18 protein-coding genes are annotated in these 16543 nt (G+C 70.0%); 8 read left to right on the forward strand and 10 right to left on the reverse strand.

Going from position 1 to position 16543, the window contains the following annotated elements; genetic code table 11:
- Positions 1-34: 34 nt before the first annotated feature.
- Positions 35-1612 (forward strand): hypothetical protein, encoded by a 1578-nt coding sequence (locus tag OG452_RS12335; protein WP_327295677.1) that lies wholly within the window; start codon positions 35-37, stop codon positions 1610-1612.
- 144 nt (positions 1613-1756) lie between these two features.
- Here OG452_RS12335 and OG452_RS12340 read toward each other — a convergent pair whose 3' ends face one another.
- The 6 genes from OG452_RS12340 to OG452_RS12365 form a co-directional block, all read right to left on the reverse strand.
- Complete coding sequence (locus OG452_RS12340; RefSeq protein ID WP_327295678.1) at positions 1757-2581, reverse strand: alpha/beta fold hydrolase; 825 nt, start codon at positions 2579-2581, stop codon at positions 1757-1759.
- Positions 2582-2763: 182 nt separating this feature from the next.
- On the reverse strand, positions 2764-3957 hold the full coding sequence (locus OG452_RS12345) for an ABC transporter permease (protein ID WP_327295679.1): 1194 nt from the start codon (positions 3955-3957) through the stop codon (positions 2764-2766).
- 137 nt (positions 3958-4094) lie between these two features.
- A complete protein-coding gene (locus OG452_RS12350) occupies positions 4095-4817 on the reverse strand; it encodes an ABC transporter ATP-binding protein (protein WP_327295680.1) in 723 nt (240 codons plus the stop codon).
- Positions 4814-6295: a peptidoglycan-binding protein gene (locus OG452_RS12355; protein WP_327295681.1), complete on the reverse strand. Its 1482-nt coding sequence runs from the start codon at positions 6293-6295 to the stop codon at positions 4814-4816. Before OG452_RS12355 ends, OG452_RS12350 begins: the two co-directional genes overlap by 4 nt.
- Entirely contained in the window at positions 6292-7203 is a 912-nt protein-coding gene (locus OG452_RS12360; RefSeq protein ID WP_327295682.1) for a hypothetical protein, read from the reverse strand. The genes OG452_RS12355 and OG452_RS12360 overlap by 4 nt, the downstream gene beginning before the upstream one ends.
- A 342-nt stretch (positions 7204-7545) precedes the next feature.
- Complete coding sequence (locus tag OG452_RS12365) at positions 7546-8454, reverse strand: DUF3152 domain-containing protein (RefSeq protein ID WP_327295683.1); 909 nt, start codon at positions 8452-8454, stop codon at positions 7546-7548.
- Positions 8455-8656: 202 nt separating this feature from the next.
- Here OG452_RS12365 and OG452_RS12370 point away from each other — a divergent pair, with 202 nt between their 5' ends.
- The 3 genes from OG452_RS12370 to OG452_RS12380 are packed head-to-tail and all read left to right on the forward strand — an operon-like array spanning position 8657 to position 11639.
- On the forward strand, positions 8657-9343 hold the full coding sequence (locus OG452_RS12370) for a response regulator transcription factor (protein WP_327295684.1): 687 nt from the start codon (positions 8657-8659) through the stop codon (positions 9341-9343).
- Positions 9340-11055 carry a HAMP domain-containing sensor histidine kinase gene (locus OG452_RS12375; RefSeq protein WP_327295685.1) on the forward strand — a complete coding sequence of 572 codons (1716 nt, stop codon included), beginning with the start codon at positions 9340-9342 and terminating at the stop codon, positions 11053-11055. The genes OG452_RS12370 and OG452_RS12375 overlap by 4 nt, the downstream gene beginning before the upstream one ends.
- Before the next feature lie 11 nt (positions 11056-11066).
- A complete protein-coding gene (locus OG452_RS12380) occupies positions 11067-11639 on the forward strand; it encodes a hypothetical protein (RefSeq protein ID WP_327295686.1) in 573 nt (190 codons plus the stop codon).
- A 127-nt stretch (positions 11640-11766) separates the two neighbouring features.
- On the opposite strand, the gene OG452_RS12385 is transcribed toward OG452_RS12380, so the two are convergent.
- Entirely contained in the window at positions 11767-11976 is a 210-nt protein-coding gene (locus tag OG452_RS12385) for a DUF397 domain-containing protein (protein WP_327295687.1), read from the reverse strand.
- Positions 11973-12809: a helix-turn-helix domain-containing protein gene (locus tag OG452_RS12390; RefSeq protein WP_327295688.1), complete on the reverse strand. Its 837-nt coding sequence runs from the start codon at positions 12807-12809 to the stop codon at positions 11973-11975. The genes OG452_RS12385 and OG452_RS12390 overlap by 4 nt, the downstream gene beginning before the upstream one ends.
- A gap of 358 nt (positions 12810-13167) precedes the next feature.
- On the opposite strand from OG452_RS12390, the gene OG452_RS12400 reads away from it, so the two are divergent.
- Together OG452_RS12400 and OG452_RS12405 are read left to right on the forward strand one after the other, a co-directional pair.
- Positions 13168-13332, forward strand: a complete 165-nt coding sequence (locus tag OG452_RS12400) for a hypothetical protein (protein ID WP_327295689.1) — start codon at positions 13168-13170, stop codon at positions 13330-13332.
- Entirely contained in the window at positions 13329-13637 is a 309-nt protein-coding gene (locus OG452_RS12405) for a hypothetical protein (RefSeq protein ID WP_327295690.1), read from the forward strand. The genes OG452_RS12400 and OG452_RS12405 overlap by 4 nt, the downstream gene beginning before the upstream one ends.
- Before the next feature lie 23 nt (positions 13638-13660).
- Here OG452_RS12405 and OG452_RS12410 read toward each other — a convergent pair whose 3' ends face one another.
- Entirely contained in the window at positions 13661-14065 is a 405-nt protein-coding gene (locus OG452_RS12410) for a winged helix-turn-helix transcriptional regulator (protein ID WP_327295691.1), read from the reverse strand.
- Between the two features lie 92 nt (positions 14066-14157).
- Here OG452_RS12410 and OG452_RS12415 point away from each other — a divergent pair, with 92 nt between their 5' ends.
- Positions 14158-14997 (forward strand): SDR family oxidoreductase, encoded by an 840-nt coding sequence (locus OG452_RS12415; RefSeq protein ID WP_327295692.1) that lies wholly within the window; start codon positions 14158-14160, stop codon positions 14995-14997.
- A gap of 233 nt (positions 14998-15230) precedes the next feature.
- On the opposite strand, the gene map is transcribed toward OG452_RS12415, so the two are convergent.
- A complete protein-coding gene (map, locus tag OG452_RS12420; RefSeq protein ID WP_327295693.1) occupies positions 15231-16049 on the reverse strand; it encodes a type I methionyl aminopeptidase in 819 nt (272 codons plus the stop codon).
- 94 nt (positions 16050-16143) lie between these two features.
- On the opposite strand from map, the gene OG452_RS12425 reads away from it, so the two are divergent.
- Entirely contained in the window at positions 16144-16410 is a 267-nt protein-coding gene (locus tag OG452_RS12425) for a helix-turn-helix domain-containing protein (protein ID WP_327295694.1), read from the forward strand.
- The last annotated feature ends 133 nt before the right edge of the window (positions 16411-16543 follow it).

A 16543-nucleotide genomic window follows, 5' to 3' on the forward strand; every position in this document is an offset into this window, starting at 1 on the left:
ACTCGCCCCGGTCCGGCACAGGAGAGGTACGTCCATGAGCACCCCGGCCCACCGCACCTCGACTCGGCAGCCGGCGGCTGCCCTGACGCCGAACCGGCTGCGCTGGGACCGGAGCCGTGCCGGGAGCCCGGCCAGGAAACCGGCGGAGCGCGCCCTCCTCCAGATCCAGTCCAGCGCCGGCAACCGAGCCGCGACCGCAGCGGTGCAGCGCGCCCGGGGCCGGGGCAGGGCGAAGGAAAAGGCACCGGAGAACGGCAACGCGCCCACCGGGTCGAAGAGTTACCGCGGCCGGATCGCCGCGGTCCTCGACAAACTCAAGAAGAATCTCGAATTCATCGACACCTTCGTCAAGGGCGTCCAGGTCCCTGCCAACGCGGGCTTCTCCCAGCAAGCCTCCGCCACAGTGAACGAGGGCCTCAAACACTCCGCCGGCTCGTCGGGGGCCGCCGCCGCGTCCGAGAACCTCTTCACGGAGACCGCCGGCGCCCTTCTCAGTGGCATGGAGGCGGCCAAAGCCAAGAAGGACGCCGAGAAGCACAAGAGCGGGGCCGCCTTCCACGCGGCGGCCAAGAAGGCCAACTCCAAAACGGGCGACGCGCTCGTCAGCGCCGCAGGCGCGGGAAACTACGCCCTCGGTATCGCCAAGGAGCTGACCAAGGCCGAGAAGGCGGCACACGCCATGTCGGCGGCCGAGGCGAGCGGTATCACCTCCAGTGCTTTCGGCGCGGTGAAAGGCGCCCGCGCGGCGGGCCGCTTCGGCCTGACGGCACGCAAATACCGTGCCCTGAAAGAGCTCCGGAGGCCCGACCGCACCGACGAGGGGGCGCTGGCCCGGCTGAACCAGGCTCGGCAGGAAGCCGAATGGGCAGCGGCCGAGGCCTACGTCGCACTGGATGCCCACTGGGACCACGAGGGCGAAGACCGCCTGGAGCGCGTTTCCGAGGCCATCGATACGGCCTGGGCAGCGATGGGTAACGCCCGGAACGCCGCCGGAGACGTGCGGCGCGCCGAAGACCTGAACACGATGAACACGGTGCACACGTACGCGCTCGGCAAGCAGCGCAACAAGATGGGCAAGCAGGCTTTCACCGCCGTGGGCGAGTCCACCAAGGCCGCGGGCGGCATCGTGACGGCGGTCGCCGCCACGGCCGGAGGAGCCGGCCTGGCGAGCAACCCGGTCGGCTGGGGCCTCGCCGCGGGTGCGGCCGGCCTCATCCTCGGCGTCACCGCCTACAAGGCGGGCCGCGCGGGCATGAAGCGCTACGACGGGGCCCGCCACCCCGAACGCTGGGCGGCGGACGAGACCGCGGCCGAGCCCGCATCCCGCGAGGACGCCCTGAAGGAGGCCCTGAAGTTCTGGAAGAAGGTGCAGAACGGTGAACGCCAGGCCATGGCGCGAAAACTGTACGGGCTGGCGGCGGGCGCTGACATCAGCGGGAGCGGCGACACGACGGCCGAAATGCGGGACTCGGCCAGAGCCCTTCTCATCGCTCTCAAAGCAGGCCCCACCAACCACCGGCTGACCCCGGACGAGTGGGCGAACTCCCTCAACGATCCATCGAAGAGGGCCGCTTGGGTCAAAGAGATAGCAGAACAGCTGTCCTCGGCCTGAGCCTGTCGTGATGCGGCGCGCCGAGGTTCCGTCCCGCCAAGGACGTGGGACGACGCTCCGCCCTGGGCCCACGCCCACCCTTTACGCCCGTCGTCCGCCGTCCACCGACATGTCTGTCGGCGGGCTACCGGCCCGCGCGTCCCCTCATCCGTCCGAGGGGAACCCGGCGTTGAGGAAGGCCGACAACTGCCCCGGTGCGTCCTCCTGGAGGAGGTGGCCCGCGCCCTCGATCCAGTGCAGTTCGGCGTGCGGGATGCGCGCGTGCAGCCACTCCGCGTAATGCGGGGGGAGGATGCGGTCCTCGCGGCCCCAGATGAGTCGCACCGGAAGCGACATGCTGCCGAGCAGGTTCTCGTACGCGGCGGTGTCCGCCTGCCTGATCTGGCTGTACTGGCGGTAGAACGCGGCCTGCCCTGCTGCCCCTCGCCACGGTGCGAGGAACGTGTCGAGGACTTCCGGCCGGAGGCCGACCTGCGTGGCGTGCCGCATATGGCTGGCGACGAGCGCTTCGTGAGCGTAGTCGGGAAGCTGCTGGAAGACGTCTGGGTGCTCCAGGATGAGCTGGAAGAGCCCTCGCTCCCAGTCACCGCCGCTCACCGCGTCGAAGAGGGTCAGGTCCCGGTACTCCCTCTCCTCCAGCAGCAGCGTCCGGAGTGCCACGGCCCCGCCGATGTCGTGGGCGACGACGCTGGGGCGGGACAGCTCCCAGTGGTCGAGGAGCCGGGCGAAGTTCCTCGCGTGGGCCGCCAGACTGAGGTCCTGGCCCTCGCGCTGGTCCGACTGCCCGAAGCCGAGGTGATCGAAGACGAAGACCGTGCGGCTACGGGCGAGCGCCGGCGCGATGTCCCGCCAGAGAAAAGAGGAGTACGGGGTGCCGTGCACCAGCACGATCGGGTCCCCGCTGCCGATGGCTCCCCACCGCACCGTCCCTTCAGGCGTTTCGAACTCCTCGCCAAGCTTCCAGTTCACTCGTGATCTCCTCCTCTGCGGTTCGGCCAGCGCCTTCTTGTACGAGTCAAGCGCATCCGAACCGCGGTGGCATGCCGGCCTTCGGCGTCCGCCGGGGTGTCCCCCACCGGAACGGTCTCGGCGGGCCTGCTTCCGGCGCGGCCCTCACCGACCGCTCCTGCCCCGTCTCCCGTGGTGCACTCCTAGGAGCGCAAGGCGTCGACCGGTTCCATGCGAGAGGCCCGCAGTGATGGGTAGAGGCCTGCCAGGAGTCCTACCAGGGCTCCGGCGACCGGGGCTCCGATGGCGAGGCGGACGTCCAGGACCGGGGTCCACTCCCTCACGGCGGAGACGATCACCACCACGACCATGCCCAGGGCGGCGCCCACGACACCGCCGAGGAGTCCGATGGTCGTCGACTCCACCAGGAACTGGCCGGCGACCTGCCGCCGCGAGGCCCCCAGGGCGCGGCGCAGGCCGATCTCCCCGATCCGCTCCATGACCGTCACCAGCGTCACATTGGCGATACCGATGGCCCCGACCACCAGCGAGACCAGCCCGAGGACCAGGAACAGGCCGTTGACGTCGCCCTGCACTCCCTTGCGGGCCCTGGCCGGATCGGGAGGCGCCGTCACGGTCAGGGAGGCCCCGGCGCCGGGGGCCAGCGCGACCGGTGCCTGGTGGGCGACCTGGTTCGCCGCGCCGAGCGAGGTGTTGATCAGTACCCGGGTCACGGTTCCCAGCCCCATCCGGTCCGCGGCCGTCGTGGGCGGCAGGATCACCGCGGTGGCGAGCTGCTGTTCCCGCTCCACTCCGCCGAGTATCCCGATCACCGTGTACGCCTGGCCCTTCAGGAAGACCGCGGGAGCGTCCTCGACCGAGCTGATGCCGAGGAGCCGCGCCGCCTGGTCGCCGAGGACCGCCACCCGGTCGTGCCGGGCGATGTCCCCGTCGTCGAAGAAGCGCCCGGCGGTCATCGCGCCCCGTACCGCGGCGGGCAGCGTGGGAGACGCGGCGACGACCGCCATGGTCTGGCCGCTGACCTCGCCGGGAGCGACCACGTCGTTGGAACGCACCTCGACGCTCGCGGTCTCCTGGGAGTCGGCGATCGCCGCCACCGACTCGACCCCGGCCAGCCTGCGTACCGCGTCGACACCCGACCACTCCACGAGCGGACCGGAGCCGGCCGAGGCCACGGAGGGCACCCCCACCGTGACCGAGGTGGCGGTGAGGGCGTCGAACCGGCCCACGATCTGGTTGCCCGCCGTGGACGAGATTCCGATGGTGATGACCAGGGTGGTGATGCCCAGCACGGTGCCCAGCGTGGTCAGGGCGGAGCGCATCGGCCGGGCGAGCACCCCCGCCAGCGCCTCGGACCACAGGTCCCTGAGGTCCATCCAGGGACGCTCGACAGCACCCCCGGCCCGTGCTGTGCCCACGGGAGCCGCAGCTCGCACGTCCGCGGTTTGCAGGCCCGCGGCCTGCCCGCCCGCAGCCTGCACAGCCGCGGCTTGCACATCGCGTGTCCGGGACCTCATCGGTGCTCCTCGGTGAGTCGTCCGTCGCTGATCCTCACCCGTCTGTCGGCCCGCCGGCTGACCGCCTCCTCGTGAGTGATCACCACCAGCGTCATGCCCTGCTCGCCGAGCCGGCCGAAGAGGTCCAGCACCGACCCGGTGTTCTCGCTGTCGAGGTTTCCGGTGGGCTCGTCGCAGAGCAGCAGGGCGGGCTCGCTCATCAGCGCCCGGGCGATCGCCACCCGCTGTCGCTCGCCGCCGGAGAGCCGGTCGGGCCGGAAGCCGGCCCGGTGCGCCAGACCCACCCGCTCCAGTGCCTGCCCGGCCCTGGCGGCGCGGCCCGCCCGGCCGCGCCCGGGGCGCGGCCTGCGGTAGGTCTCGGCCAGCATGACGTTCTCGTCGACCGTCCGGTACGGCAGCAGGTGGAAGGACTGGAAGACGAACCCGATCCGGCTGCCGCGCAACGCGGTGCGCTCCAGGTCACCGAGCGCGTTGGTCTCCACCCCGTCGAGCCAGTAGGCGCCCGAGGTGGGGCGGTCCAGCAACCCCAGGGTGTTGAGCAGTGTCGACTTGCCGGAACCGGACGGGCCGACGATCGACAGGTGCTCGCCGCGCCGGACCGTCAGGTTCACGTCCCGCAGGGCGTGCACCGGCGGTTCGGAGTCGAAGGTCCGGTCCACGGCGTTCAGTTGGATGACGGTGTCCGTATCGGGCGCGGCGGAGGACGGCGGACCGGTCATCGCCCTACCACCACCTGGTCGCCGGCCTTCAGGGCGGCACCGGACGACGGAGTGACCTCCACCTGACCGTCCGCGGAGAGCCCGGCCTCGACGGAGACGTCCACCACCTTGCCGCCGCGCACGACCTGCACCCGGGCCTTCTCGTCGGCAGAGGTGTGCAGCGCGGCGACGGGCACCGCAAGCACCTTGCCGTGCGACGAGCCCACCTCAATGGTGACCTTCGCGGATTCGCTGGCGTTCTTGGTCAGCTTCCCCGCCGGTACGGAGATCTGCACCGGTACGGGAGCCGAGGTGTCCTCGCTCCCGCCGTCCGGGGTCCCCTGCTGTTTGCCGGCATCGGTCGGGTCGTCCTTCGGCACGTCGCCGGCGAGTGCCACCACTTCTCCGTCCACCTTCGTGCCGTCGGTGGTCTCCACCCGGGCCTGCATACCCTTGTGGAGCAGCTTGGCGTCGTCGGCCGGGACCACGGCCTGCACCACCACCTTGGAGCTGGTCACCGTGGCGACCGGCCCGGAGGGGGTGTCCCCGGTCTTTGCGGAGACCTTGTCCAGCCGGGCCGGGAGGTCGGGCAGGAAGACCACCTCACCGGCGGGGACCTTGGTTCCGTAACCGGCCTGGAAGGCGGAGAGCGCGGCGTCGGCGGCGTCCAACTGCTGCTGAGCCGCCTTGAGTTGTAGCTTCGCGGTGTCCCCGCCGGTGCCCGCGCCGCTGCCTGAGCCGCTGCCGGATCGCCCGGAGGCGCCGGCCCCCTTGGAGTCACCGGTCCCATCGGAGCCGCCGGTCTTCTCGGAGCCGCCGCCCGGATTCTGTGCCGCGAGGAGGGCCTGCTGCGCGGTGGTCACGGCCGCTTCGAGCGTTCCCAGCTGCTGCTTGTCGGCGACGGTGGGCTCCATGGCGTGGTAGCCCTTGCTCTTGTACCAGCGGCTCACCGCCGCGGCGTCCGACTGCCCGTACGTCCCGTTGGCAGAACCGGGGTTGAAGCCCAGCCGGGTCAATGCCTGCTGGAGCTGCCTGACGTCGTCCCCGGAGGCGCCGGGGCCCAGCGTGCGGTACATCGGCACGGTGCCCCGCAGCACCAGCACCGGCCGCCCGCTCACCTGCATCAGCACATCCCCCTCCTTCAACTCCGCCCCGGCGGCGGGTGCCTTGGTGACCCGCTGGGCGACGCCGCCGCCGGCCCCCGAATCGCCGGACCCGGCCCCGGCGTCCGGGGACCCGACCAGCCCGGCCAGGGTCACTTTCCGCGGCGAGCCGAACCCGACCGAGCCCTGGGCCACCACACTCGCGGTCAGCGAGCGCCGCTCGACCGTGACGGTGACCGGACGCGCCGTCGGCGGCCGGTGCGCGGCGGCGGCGTCCGCAGGCGACTGCATCCGCGTTCCGGCGAACCAGCCGCCCGCTCCGACCAGCGCCACCGCGGCGACGACGACGGTCAGCTGTCCGGAACGGGTGCCGATCAGCTTGGGGCGCTTCCTCACCCGGCACCGCCACCGCTCGTCGGGGCCTTCAGGAACTTCGGGAAGTAGGCGGCCCGGAACTCCTTGCCGCACTTCAGGTCCTGCATCGCCAGCTGAATGTCCTTGGTGAGCAGAGGGAGAGCGTCCTTCTTGCTCATGGAATTACGGGTGTTCCCGTCGTCGCCGACCGGGGAGACACCACCGGCGCCGGCCGGAGCGGACTTGAGCGCCTGGAGCCTGACCATGTCCCCGATGCCGGTCGGCTGCGTGGTCGTCACGGAGATGCCGTCCTTCGTCAGACAGGAGGCGTACGACTGCGCCAGCCCGACCAGCTTCGGATCGCCGTTGAGCGCTTGCGCGTTGGCCTGGTTCTGGCTCGCGGTTCTGGTGCTCCGCTCCTGGGCCGTCGCTGAGCCGTAGACCGACCTGTCGGCCTCTCCCTGGCAGCCGGTCCAGCCCTTCTCCCCGGTCTTCGGGTCGGGGGGAGTGCCCAACGCCTTGTTGTACGCGGTCTTCTGCTCGGGAGTGAGCGTGTCCACGTAGGCCGCGTTGGGCGTCCTGCCCGAGTCCTTCTGAGCGGCCGTACTGCCCGGTGAACTGGCGTCGTTGGGGTAGACGATGCCCGAATAGATGCCGAACCCGTACTTCTGCCGGTACTTCTTCGTCAGCGCGTAGTCCGCCCCGTCAGTGGTCCAGGAGGCGGCGGGGTCCTCGGGGGCCACGGCGGTGTAGGTGAACCCCTGCTTCTTCATGCAGGCCGCGATCGCGTTCTCCAGGAGGTACTGCTTCTTGAGATCGGCGTTCGCGTCGGCGGGGATGTCGAGCTGCCCCGACGATCCGGCCGTGGTCTTCCCTCCCTTCGCCGAGTGGGATTCCGAGCCGGTGCCGGTGCCGCAAGCCGCCAGCAGCGGCAGCAGGGTCACTGCCACGGCCAGTCTCCGGACAGTGCGGGATCGATTCATTGACTTTCATCCGATCGAGAGGGGGGGGCTTCCTGGGAGCCAGTGCCGCGACAGGCACTAGGAAGAACGCGGAGTTCACAGTGGCGCCGACAGTTCATGGCCATGGGTTCAGCACATGACCGAGCTGTAACGGCCGCCCCCCGTGGCGGCCCGCCTCGGTGGCGCAACCGCGTAGGGCCGGCCTCGGCGACCGGCCTCAGTGACGCATCCCCGTATGACCGGCCTCGATGACGCAGACCCGGTGACGCAGACCCGGTGACCGGCCTCGGTCATACGTCCCGGTCATACGTCCCGGTCATACGTCCTCGGTCATGCGGGCGGCCCGGTGACCAGGTCACCGTTCTTGTCATAGGGCCAGGCGTTGGCGACGCATCCGTGCAAGCCCTTGATCTGCTGCATCATCACGGGGGCCAGCCGTCCGGCGCCCGCGCAGGTCACGTGCGAGTAGCCGAGGAAGTGCCCCATCTCGTGGTTGATGATCAGCGCCCGGTAGTCGTGGATGGGCCCGTCGAAGGTGGGCGAGCCCTTGACCCAGCGCCTGAGGTTCACCACCACCCCGCCGGGAACCTCGCAGTTGTACTCGCCTCCGGTGTCCTGGTGGATGCCCGCCCAGCACAGGGAGTCCGCCGTGCCCGGTGTCGCGATCTTCACCGTGAGATCGTGCGGCGCCCCCGCGCTCACCAGCTGGAACGCGTAGTCCGGATCGTGGGTCCAGCCCCGCGGGGCGGCGAGTATCCCGGCGATCTCTTTCGCCGCCTGGGACGCCGAGGTGTCGAGGCCGGTCTCGATCTCCACCACGTAGCGCAGCGGGTGGGAACCGCTGCCCACCGTCGCGCCACCGGCCTGCGCGGTGACGAATGTCCCGCTGCCCTTCGAGGGGACCTCGGTCCCGTGATGGCTCGGGGTATGACTCGGGGAAGGCGGCGGCGTGGGAGAGGGGGTGGGCTTGGGGGGCGGCGCGGTGGGAGCGGGAGTGCGGGCGACGTGTGTGCTCGGCGGGCGCGGCGCACTGCTTGACGCGTCGCTCCGCCCGCCCCCCAGGAAGTACGTCGCCGGGACCAGCAGGCCGACGGCCACCAGCGCACCGACCAGCAGACTCCGGCCCCGGCGGCGCGGGTGTCCCCGGCGATGGGAGGTCCGGCGCCGACGGCCGACGCGATGGGCGGACGCGGTGCTGGCGGTAGGGGGTGCGGATTGCCGCTGTCGTGCCGAATGCATGGCAGCTCAAACTGGCCATTTCAGTTGACCGCCATGTGCGGGGACTGTAATAAAAGAGTAACGACGTGCGGTTTCATGGCGGCTTCGGCCAATTCGGACCGGAACACCCGTACCCCCGGGCCGTTGTGATCGTTGTGTAACGGCCCTCGGAGCGGGTCTTCCTCAGGACGGCCACGCCATCCGAGCTGCTTAGACTGTCGAAATGCCACGGATCCTGATCGTCGAGGACGACCACGATGTCCGCAGTGCCGTCCAGTTGGGTCTGCGGCATCAAGGGCATGAGGTCTTCGCCGTGGGAACGGGCGAAGAGGGGCTGGAACAGCTCCGCCCCTTCCGGCCGGACGTCGTCGTACTCGACCTCATGCTGCCCGGCATCTCCGGCCTGGAGGTGTGCAGCCGGATCAGGGACCGCGACCAGGTCCCGATCATCATGGTGACGGCCCGGGGGGACGACATCGACGTGGTCGTGGGTCTGGAGGCCGGCGCGGACGACTACGTGGTCAAGCCCGTGCAGGCGCGGGTGCTCGACGCACGGATACGGGCCGTACTGCGAAGACAGGACACGTCGGTACCGGACGGCGCCCGGCCCCGGCTGGAGACGCACGGCGAGCTCGTCGTGGACCGGGCCGGCCTCGTGGTGACGCACCGCGGCGAACCCGTCGCCCTCGCCCCTTCCGAACTGCGGCTGCTGCTGACCCTGTCGGCCTCGCCAGGCCAGGTGTTCAGCCGCCAGCAGCTGCTGGAAGCGGTCTGGGAACACAGCTACCACGGCGACGTACGGCTCGTGGACGCCTGCGTGAAGCGACTGCGCAACAAGCTCGCGGAGGGCAGGAATCCCCAGTACGTGCAGACCGTACGCGGATTCGGCTACCGCTTCGGCACCCCATGAGCGGCGGCCGGATATCCACGCGGACACAGAAGACGGCGCGGATGCAGAAGACCGCGCGAGCGCGGAGAACCGTGCGGGCACGCGAGGCCGAGCATCTGCACGAAGCCACCACGGCCGACGAGGCCGACGAGGCCGTCCGGAGAACGGGCCCCGTACGGGGAACCGGCCACGTACGGCGAACCGACCCCCTGCGGTTCCTCCGTGCGACCTTGGCGCGCATCCCGCTCCCCCTGCGCGGCCTGCGCCCCCGCCTGCTGGCGGCCTTCGTCCTGGTGGCCATGACCGGCGCCCTGGGCACCGGCCTCCTCGCCTTCCGCGAGGCGCGCACGGGAGTGCTCCAGCAGAGCCAGGACTCCGTCATCCACCAGTTCCGTACGAGCGTCAACGCCGTCGCGCCCTACCTCCCCACCGCCCCGGACCGGTCGGCTCTCCAGTCCGCGGTGAACCAGGTGCTGTACACGAACCCGTCGTCGGGGTGGCGGGTCATGGCCACGTACGGCGGCCTCCGCGCCTACGCGCCGAGCGCTGATTTCGACGAGCTGAGCCCCGAACTGCGCCGATCCGTAAGGGACAGACGTGCCGCGGTGTTCCAGCGGGTGAACGTGGACGGGCACCCTCGTCTCGTCGTCGGTATGCCCATCACGTACACCTGGGGCGAGGGCAGGGAGTCCAGGCTCTCCGGGATCGTGATGTACCTGGAGGTACCGCAGAACACCGAAGAGGCGTACGTCAAGGCCATGGTCAGCGGCATCGAACGTGCCACCGCGGTGGCGTTCTGCCTCGCCGTCGTCCTGGCGCTGCTCGCCGCGAGCGGCGTACTGCGTCCTGTACGCGCGTTGCGCGGGGCGACGCGCCGGATGGCCGCGGGGCACCTCGACGTACGGCTGGCCGTCACCGGCTCCGACGAACTGGCCGACCTCTCCCGGTCCTTCAACGAAACGGCCGCCGAACTGGAGCGTACCGTCAGTGAGTTGCGCCGTCTGGAGGCCCAGGCACGCCGCTTCGTGGCGGACGTCTCCCACGAGCTGCGCACCCCGCTGGCGGCGATGTCTGCGGTCACCGACGTGCTGGACGAGAAAGCGCTGAGTCTGGGAGGGGAGACGGGCGACGCGCTGCGGCTCATCAGCGAGGGAACGGGCCGGCTGAGCGGACTGGTGAACGACCTGATGGAGATCTCCCGCTTCGACGCGGGGGTGGTCGAACTCAACCGGGACGAGATCGACCTGGCCGAGTCCGTACGGCGCACCCTCGCCTCCCGGGGGTGGCAGGAGCAGGTGGAGACCCGGCTGCCCGGGCCGGGTGTGCTCCGTACGCGCGTCGATCCGCGCAGGCTCGATGTGGTGACGGCCAACCTGGTCGGCAACGCGCTGCGGCACGGGGCGCAACCCGTGCGGCTGACTGTGGGGGTGCGGGAGGAGAGTGCGGACATGGCGTGGGCCGTCATCGAGGTGACCGACAACGGACCGGGGATCGCCGAGGAGGCCATGCCGCACGTCTTCGAGCGGTTCTACAAGGCGAGCACGTCACGGACCAGGAGCCAGAGCAGCGGTCTTGGCCTGGCCATCACGGCGGAGAACGTGCGCCTGCACGGGGGGCGCATCCGGGCGGCGAACCTGCCCCGGGGCGGCGCGGTGTTCACCGTCGAACTCCCGCTGCTCCGCGACGAGGCCGACGCCGATACCGATGCCCACGTCGGTGGGGGCGCCCGGTGAGGGGCTCGCGGGTGGCGGCGCTGCTGTCCGGGCTCACAGCCGCGGTCACGCTCGCGGCGTGCGGCGTCCCCCCGACCGGTGTTATCGAGACCGGGGAACCGGCGAGCGGCATGTTCTCCACGAGCCCGCAACGCTCGACGGCCCCCACCGTCTCCCTCTTTTTCCTGCACGACGGAAACCTGACGGCCTACCCCCGCCGGACCGACGACGCCGGGAACTTCAGAGCCGTTGTCCGTCTGCTGTTCGAGGGACCGACCGCGAGCGAGGCCGCGACGGCCACCACGGAGCTGCCCCACCTGACGGACGCGCCCCGGGTGTCCACCACCGAAGACGGCACCCTCTCCGTCCAACTCCTCGGCGTCAGGGCCCCGCTGAACCATCAGGCCATGCTCCAGCTGGCGTGCACGGTGGCGCAGTGGCCCCTGACCGGCTCCCCCCTCCCGGCAGGGGAAGCCGCCGGAGGTGCCGCGCGCAGCACCCCCGTGCACCGCAGCGTCCATGTACGCGGGGACGGGTGGAAGATGACGGAGTCGGACTACGCGTGCCCCGTCGCGCTCCAGCCGCGGGCCACGCAGAAAAACTGACCCCACGGCGGCACCCGGCTCCCCGCCGGTCTGCGCCCCGCGCGCTCGGGACATGCCAGCGAGAAGCCCCACCGCGCGCCGTCGCACGATGGGGCACTCCCAGCCGGTACGCGTGGGGCCGGGGCGGTCAGACGGCGTCGAACTCTCCGGCCTTGACGCCCGTAACGAAGGAAGCGAACGAACCAGCGGTGAGACCCAGGACCGGACCGCCCGGGTTCTTGGAGTCACGGACGGGAACCATGCCGCGCGAGGTGACCAGGTTGGTGGCGACCTCGATGCATTCGCCGCCGTTGTTGCTGTACGAGGACGTGAACCAGCGGGGGGATTCGGTCGTCATGGGGTGCCCTTTCGCAACTGGTTGATCATGGCCACGGACGCCTCCTGAGACAGCGATACGGCCTGGAGTTGATGGTAGGCCGTCAACATGGGCATCACCGATGGCGCCTCTCGGTCCACATAACCCTGGGCCTGGGACTCGGCGTAACTGATCACGGACCGGTCCGGCAACGTCAGGAGGATCACGGGCATGTCGAACGGGCGTCGCTCGCCTATCTCGTACGGTGCCACCTGCAACAGCGTATTGGCCTGCTCGGCGAACTCGACCAGCCGGACCAACTGGGCATCCATGACGTCAGCACCGCCAATGGGCCGACGGATGCAGCTCTCATCCAGGGTCACAAACAGCATGGGCAGCCGGGGCCGCGCCAGTGCGGCCTGTCGTTCCGCCAGGAACGAGAGCCGCTCATTCGCCTGGTCGGGCGTAATGGCACCCCGCCGCACGGCACTGTCCGCCAACACCCGTGCGTACTCGGGAGTCTGGAGCAGGCCGGGGATGATCCCAAGAGTGAACATGCGGATCTCCGCCGCCCGGCCCTCGTAACCCACGTACTGCGGGAAGCCCTCCAGTAGCGAGCCGTGCCGGATCTCGCGCCATTCACGCTCGAACGAGTCAGCGGTTTCGACGGTCCCGAACGTGACATCAGTACTGCGTGTAAAACGTAGAGTTGGCGGTTTGCGGCCAGTTTCAACTGCCGAAATATGCCTACCCGAGTAGCCGACCAGCTCGGCGAATTCGTCCTGAGTCCAGCCACGCGCCTCGCGCAATCTGCGCAGCCGCGCTCCGAAAGCCTCTGCCGGGCTTGCTTCGGGATTCAATTCCTTGCGGTTCACCAATGTGCCCTCCGCATACAGAACGTTGAAGAGATCTCAACTGTAGGTCACGCTGAGCCCGCTTGGTAGTGGAATGACTACGGAGAGGAGTGGTAGTGGCTGCACAGAACAGTCCGAACGGGCAGGATCCCTCGTGCGTCCCAGATCTCGGCATGGTCATGGTCGATACGGGGCACGGCAACAGAACCGGGGAGTTTCGGGGGCTGGCCGGCCCGTACTGGTCGCTTCGGCCGGTGAGCGGCGGTGCCGAATGGGAGGCCGTCCCCGAGGAGGTTCGGACACCGACTCGCATAGAGCTTCTTGCCGTTGAGATCGCACGGGTCAATGCCCGGAGCCGGAGCCGCAGGAGGCTGGGATCGTGACACTCACACCCACACCTGATGACGAACCATGCACGCGGTGCGAGGAGTTCGACCTCGCCGAAGCCGTCGCCAAGGCCGAGGGCGACGCCAGCAGGGAAACCGACTGCCGGGTTCTGCGCAGGCGGCACCGGCAGGCCGACCATGGAGGGCAGTCATCGTGACCTACTCACTGATCCGGCTCGTCCTCGCCGCAGGAGTCGTGCAGATCCGCCTGCGACGGCACCTGCCCCGCATCATGCGCGTACTCGCCCCACAACGGCCCGGCCTGCCAGCCCTGTTCGCGGAACTGCAACGCATCGAGTCCGACCTGGCCTACCGCACGCGGTTCTTCGCCGGACTCAACGCCGCCGTCGCCGAGCGGAACGCGGAACGCGTCGCCGAACTGGAAGCACTCCGAACCGCCGTCGACCAGCTCCGGAACCTGGTCCATCCGGCAACGGCGACGGCGCACGCACCGTACAACTGACTGATAGCTCCCCGCGATCAGGCTTACGCGGTGGGGCGGACGACGATCCCGCCGCGCCGTCCCGCGCTGCGCGCCGGCAGCCGCCGGGTGATCCGGTCGAAGAGATCCGTCAGCGGCTCGCCGACGTCCCGGCCGAACTCGGTCAGCCCGTAGGTGACCTGAGGCGGCGTCGTCGGCTCGACCTCCCGCCAGACCAGGCCGTCCTGGACCAGCGCGCGCAGGGTCTGGGCGAGCATCTTCTCGCTGATGCCCTGGATGCTCTCGCGGAGTTCGTAGAACCGAAGCTCGTTGCTCCGCAAGGAGATCAGCACCCAGATGCCCCACCTGCTGGTCACGTGGTCGACCATGTCGCGCGCGGGACAGTCGGTGTGAAACACGTCATACCGCTGCCCCACCTCGGCCTGTCTGTGCTGCACGCTTCCCGTCATGCCATGAGCTTACTTCAAGGTATGTCCTTACGAAGAGTTAGTCCGCGCTCCTAGCGTGAGGACCACAGAGGACATCCGACAAGGAGCTGATCATGATCGTGGTTACCGGGGCTACCGGAAACATCGGCCGGCCGTTGACGCAGGCGCTGGCCGAGGCGGGCCGACAAGTGACGGCGGTGTCGCGGCACACGGCGGCGGTACCGAACGGCGTCCGCCACATGGTGGCCGACCTGGCCGAGCCGGCCGGGCTCAAACCCGCGCTGGCCGGGGCGGAGGCGCTGTTCCTGCTGCTCTCCGGCGACCTGCACGCCCATGGAGCCAGCCACGCCGACCTCATCGCCGAAGCTGCGGGCAGCGGGGTTCGCCGGGTCGTCCTGCTCTCCACGCTGGGCGTGGCGACCAGGCCCTTCGGCTCAACGCGGATCGCGATGCGCGAACTGGAGGACGCGTTGCGGGAGTCCGGGGTTGAGTGGGCCATCCTGCGGCCGGGCGGCTTCGCCTCCAACGCCCTATGGTGGGCCGAGTCCGTCCGCGCGCAACGGGTCGTCGCCGCACCCTTCGGCGACGTCGGTGTGCCGGTCATCGACCCGGCGGACATCGCCGCGGTCGCGGCGGCCTGCCTGCTGGATGACCGGCACAGCGGCGGCGTGTACGAGCTGACCGGCCCGGAGGTGATCACTCCGCGCAGGCAGGCGGAGGCCATCGCCACCGCACTGGGCTCGCCGGTGAGGTTTCACGAACTCACCCGCGACGAGGCCAAGGCCGCCATGACGCAGAGCATGCCGGCGGAGCTCGCCGACGACACTCTGGACATCATCGGTTCCCCGAACCCGGCCGAACTGCGCGTCAGCCCGGACGTCCAGCGGGTACTCGGCCGCGCCCCGCGCCCCTTCGCCGACTGGGCCGCCCGCAATGTGGCCGCGTTCCGCTGAGACCGGTCGCCGCCGCCGGAACCGGTCTTCGTGCCCGCCGATCCACTGCTGACAGTTGAGGAACCCGACCCGAAGCCGGCCGTCAACGTACCGCTTCACGGCGCACGACAGCCCTGGCGGGTCCCGCACGGAGATCGCTCTGCCAGGGCTGTGCGTGTTCGGTCCGGGTTCAGGTGCCGAGCCGGTCCGGGGCGGAGTCAGCCACCCGGGCTTCATCCCCGATGAAGCCCTCGTCAGCGTCCGGTCGCCGATGGTTCCCGTCGGCCTTCCCGCCCCTTACTGCTCTGAGGGCGCCGGGTGAGCACGAGCGGTCCGGTCTCGGTGATGGCGACCGTGTGCTCGGAATGAGCGGTGCGCGAGCCGTCGGCCGAGCGGATCGTCCAGCCGTCCGGGTCATAGACGATCTTGTTGGTGCCGGCGGCGAACCAGGGTTCGATGGCGATCGTCAGGCCGGGGCGCAGCTTCCAACCGCGGCCAGGGCGGCCGTCGTTGGGGATGTGCAGGTCCTCGTGCATCGTGCGGCCGATACCGTGACCGCCGAACTCCAGGTTGACCGGGTAGCCATACTCGGCGGCGACCGCGCCGATGGCCGCCGAGATGTCCCCGAGCCTGTTGCCCGGCTGGGCGACCTTGATCGCGGCTTCGAGGGCGACCTCGGTGGCCTCGATCAGCCGCAGGTCCTCCTCGGCCGGGGTGCCGACGATGACGGAGTGGGCCGAGTCCGCGGCCCAGCCATCGATGACCACCGCCATATCCATGGTCAGCAGGTCCCCGTCGCGCAGCTTGTAGCTGTGTGGCAGTCCGTGCAGTACGGCATCGTTGACCGAGAGGCACACCACGTTACGGAACGGGCCCTTGCCGAAGGAGGGCTCGTAGTCCCAGTAGCAGGACTCCGCGCCCCGCTCCTTGATCCGGCGGCGAGCGTGATGCTCCAGGTCCAGCAGGTTGACCCCTACTGCGGCGAGGTCACCGAGCTCAGCCAGCACCTGGCCGACGAACTGTCCGGTGACGTGCATGCGCTCGATGTCTTTGGGCGATTTGTGCTCGATCACTGCGATCCTCGATTCCCCGGGGCGACCGACAGGTATATTTATACCAGTGGGCGGCGTGGTTGCCGCCGGACATCTGCGGCTCTAGCCTGTGCGCATGGTTCGTTATCCGCTCGCCCCCGAACAGATCGAGGCGGGCCGACGCCTCGGGGCCGCGTTGCGCTCCGCCCGGGCCGGACAGAGCCTCGTCGAGGTGGCCCTGGCGGCGGAGATCTCGCCGGAGACCCTCCGCAAGATCGAGACCGGCCGGCTGCCGACGCCCGCGTTCGGCACCATCGTCCGGCTCAGCGAGGTACTCGGCGTACCGCTGGCCAAACTCGCCGGCGTCTGGCGCACCGGTCCTGCCCTGAGCAAGGCCTCCTAGCAACAGCCCCTCGCGGCGCGGCCCCGTCGTCGGTGGGCCGGATTCGCCATGGGCGCCGGACGGACGCCCGCCTCACGGAAGCGTTCAGGTCGCGCGTCGGCAACTGCCCTCATCCGTCTCGGCGTCAGGACCG

Source organism: Streptomyces sp. NBC_01197 (assembly GCF_036010505.1).
Lineage (GTDB): Bacteria > Actinomycetota > Actinomycetes > Streptomycetales > Streptomycetaceae > Streptomyces.

Excerpts from the sequence above, each read along its gene's own strand:
- OG452_RS12410 (WP_327295691.1), bottom strand. The coding sequence starts at position 14,065 with ATGACGGGAAGCGTGCAGCACAGACAGGCCGAGGTGGGGCAGCGGTAT.
- OG452_RS12370 (WP_327295684.1), top strand. The coding sequence starts at position 8,657 with ATGCCACGGATCCTGATCGTCGAGGACGACCACGATGTCCGCAGTGCC.
- OG452_RS12425 (WP_327295694.1), top strand. The coding sequence starts at position 16,144 with ATGGTTCGTTATCCGCTCGCCCCCGAACAGATCGAGGCGGGCCGACGC.
- OG452_RS12345 (WP_327295679.1), bottom strand. The coding sequence starts at position 3,957 with ATGGACCTCAGGGACCTGTGGTCCGAGGCGCTGGCGGGGGTGCTCGCC.
- OG452_RS12385 (WP_327295687.1), bottom strand. The coding sequence starts at position 11,976 with ATGACGACCGAATCCCCCCGCTGGTTCACGTCCTCGTACAGCAACAAC.
- OG452_RS12350 (WP_327295680.1), bottom strand. The coding sequence starts at position 4,817 with ATGACCGGTCCGCCGTCCTCCGCCGCGCCCGATACGGACACCGTCATC.
- OG452_RS12335 (WP_327295677.1), top strand. The coding sequence starts at position 35 with ATGAGCACCCCGGCCCACCGCACCTCGACTCGGCAGCCGGCGGCTGCC.
- OG452_RS12365 (WP_327295683.1), bottom strand. The coding sequence starts at position 8,454 with ATGCATTCGGCACGACAGCGGCAATCCGCACCCCCTACCGCCAGCACC.
- OG452_RS12375 (WP_327295685.1), top strand. The coding sequence starts at position 9,340 with ATGAGCGGCGGCCGGATATCCACGCGGACACAGAAGACGGCGCGGATG.
- OG452_RS12415 (WP_327295692.1), top strand. The coding sequence starts at position 14,158 with ATGATCGTGGTTACCGGGGCTACCGGAAACATCGGCCGGCCGTTGACG.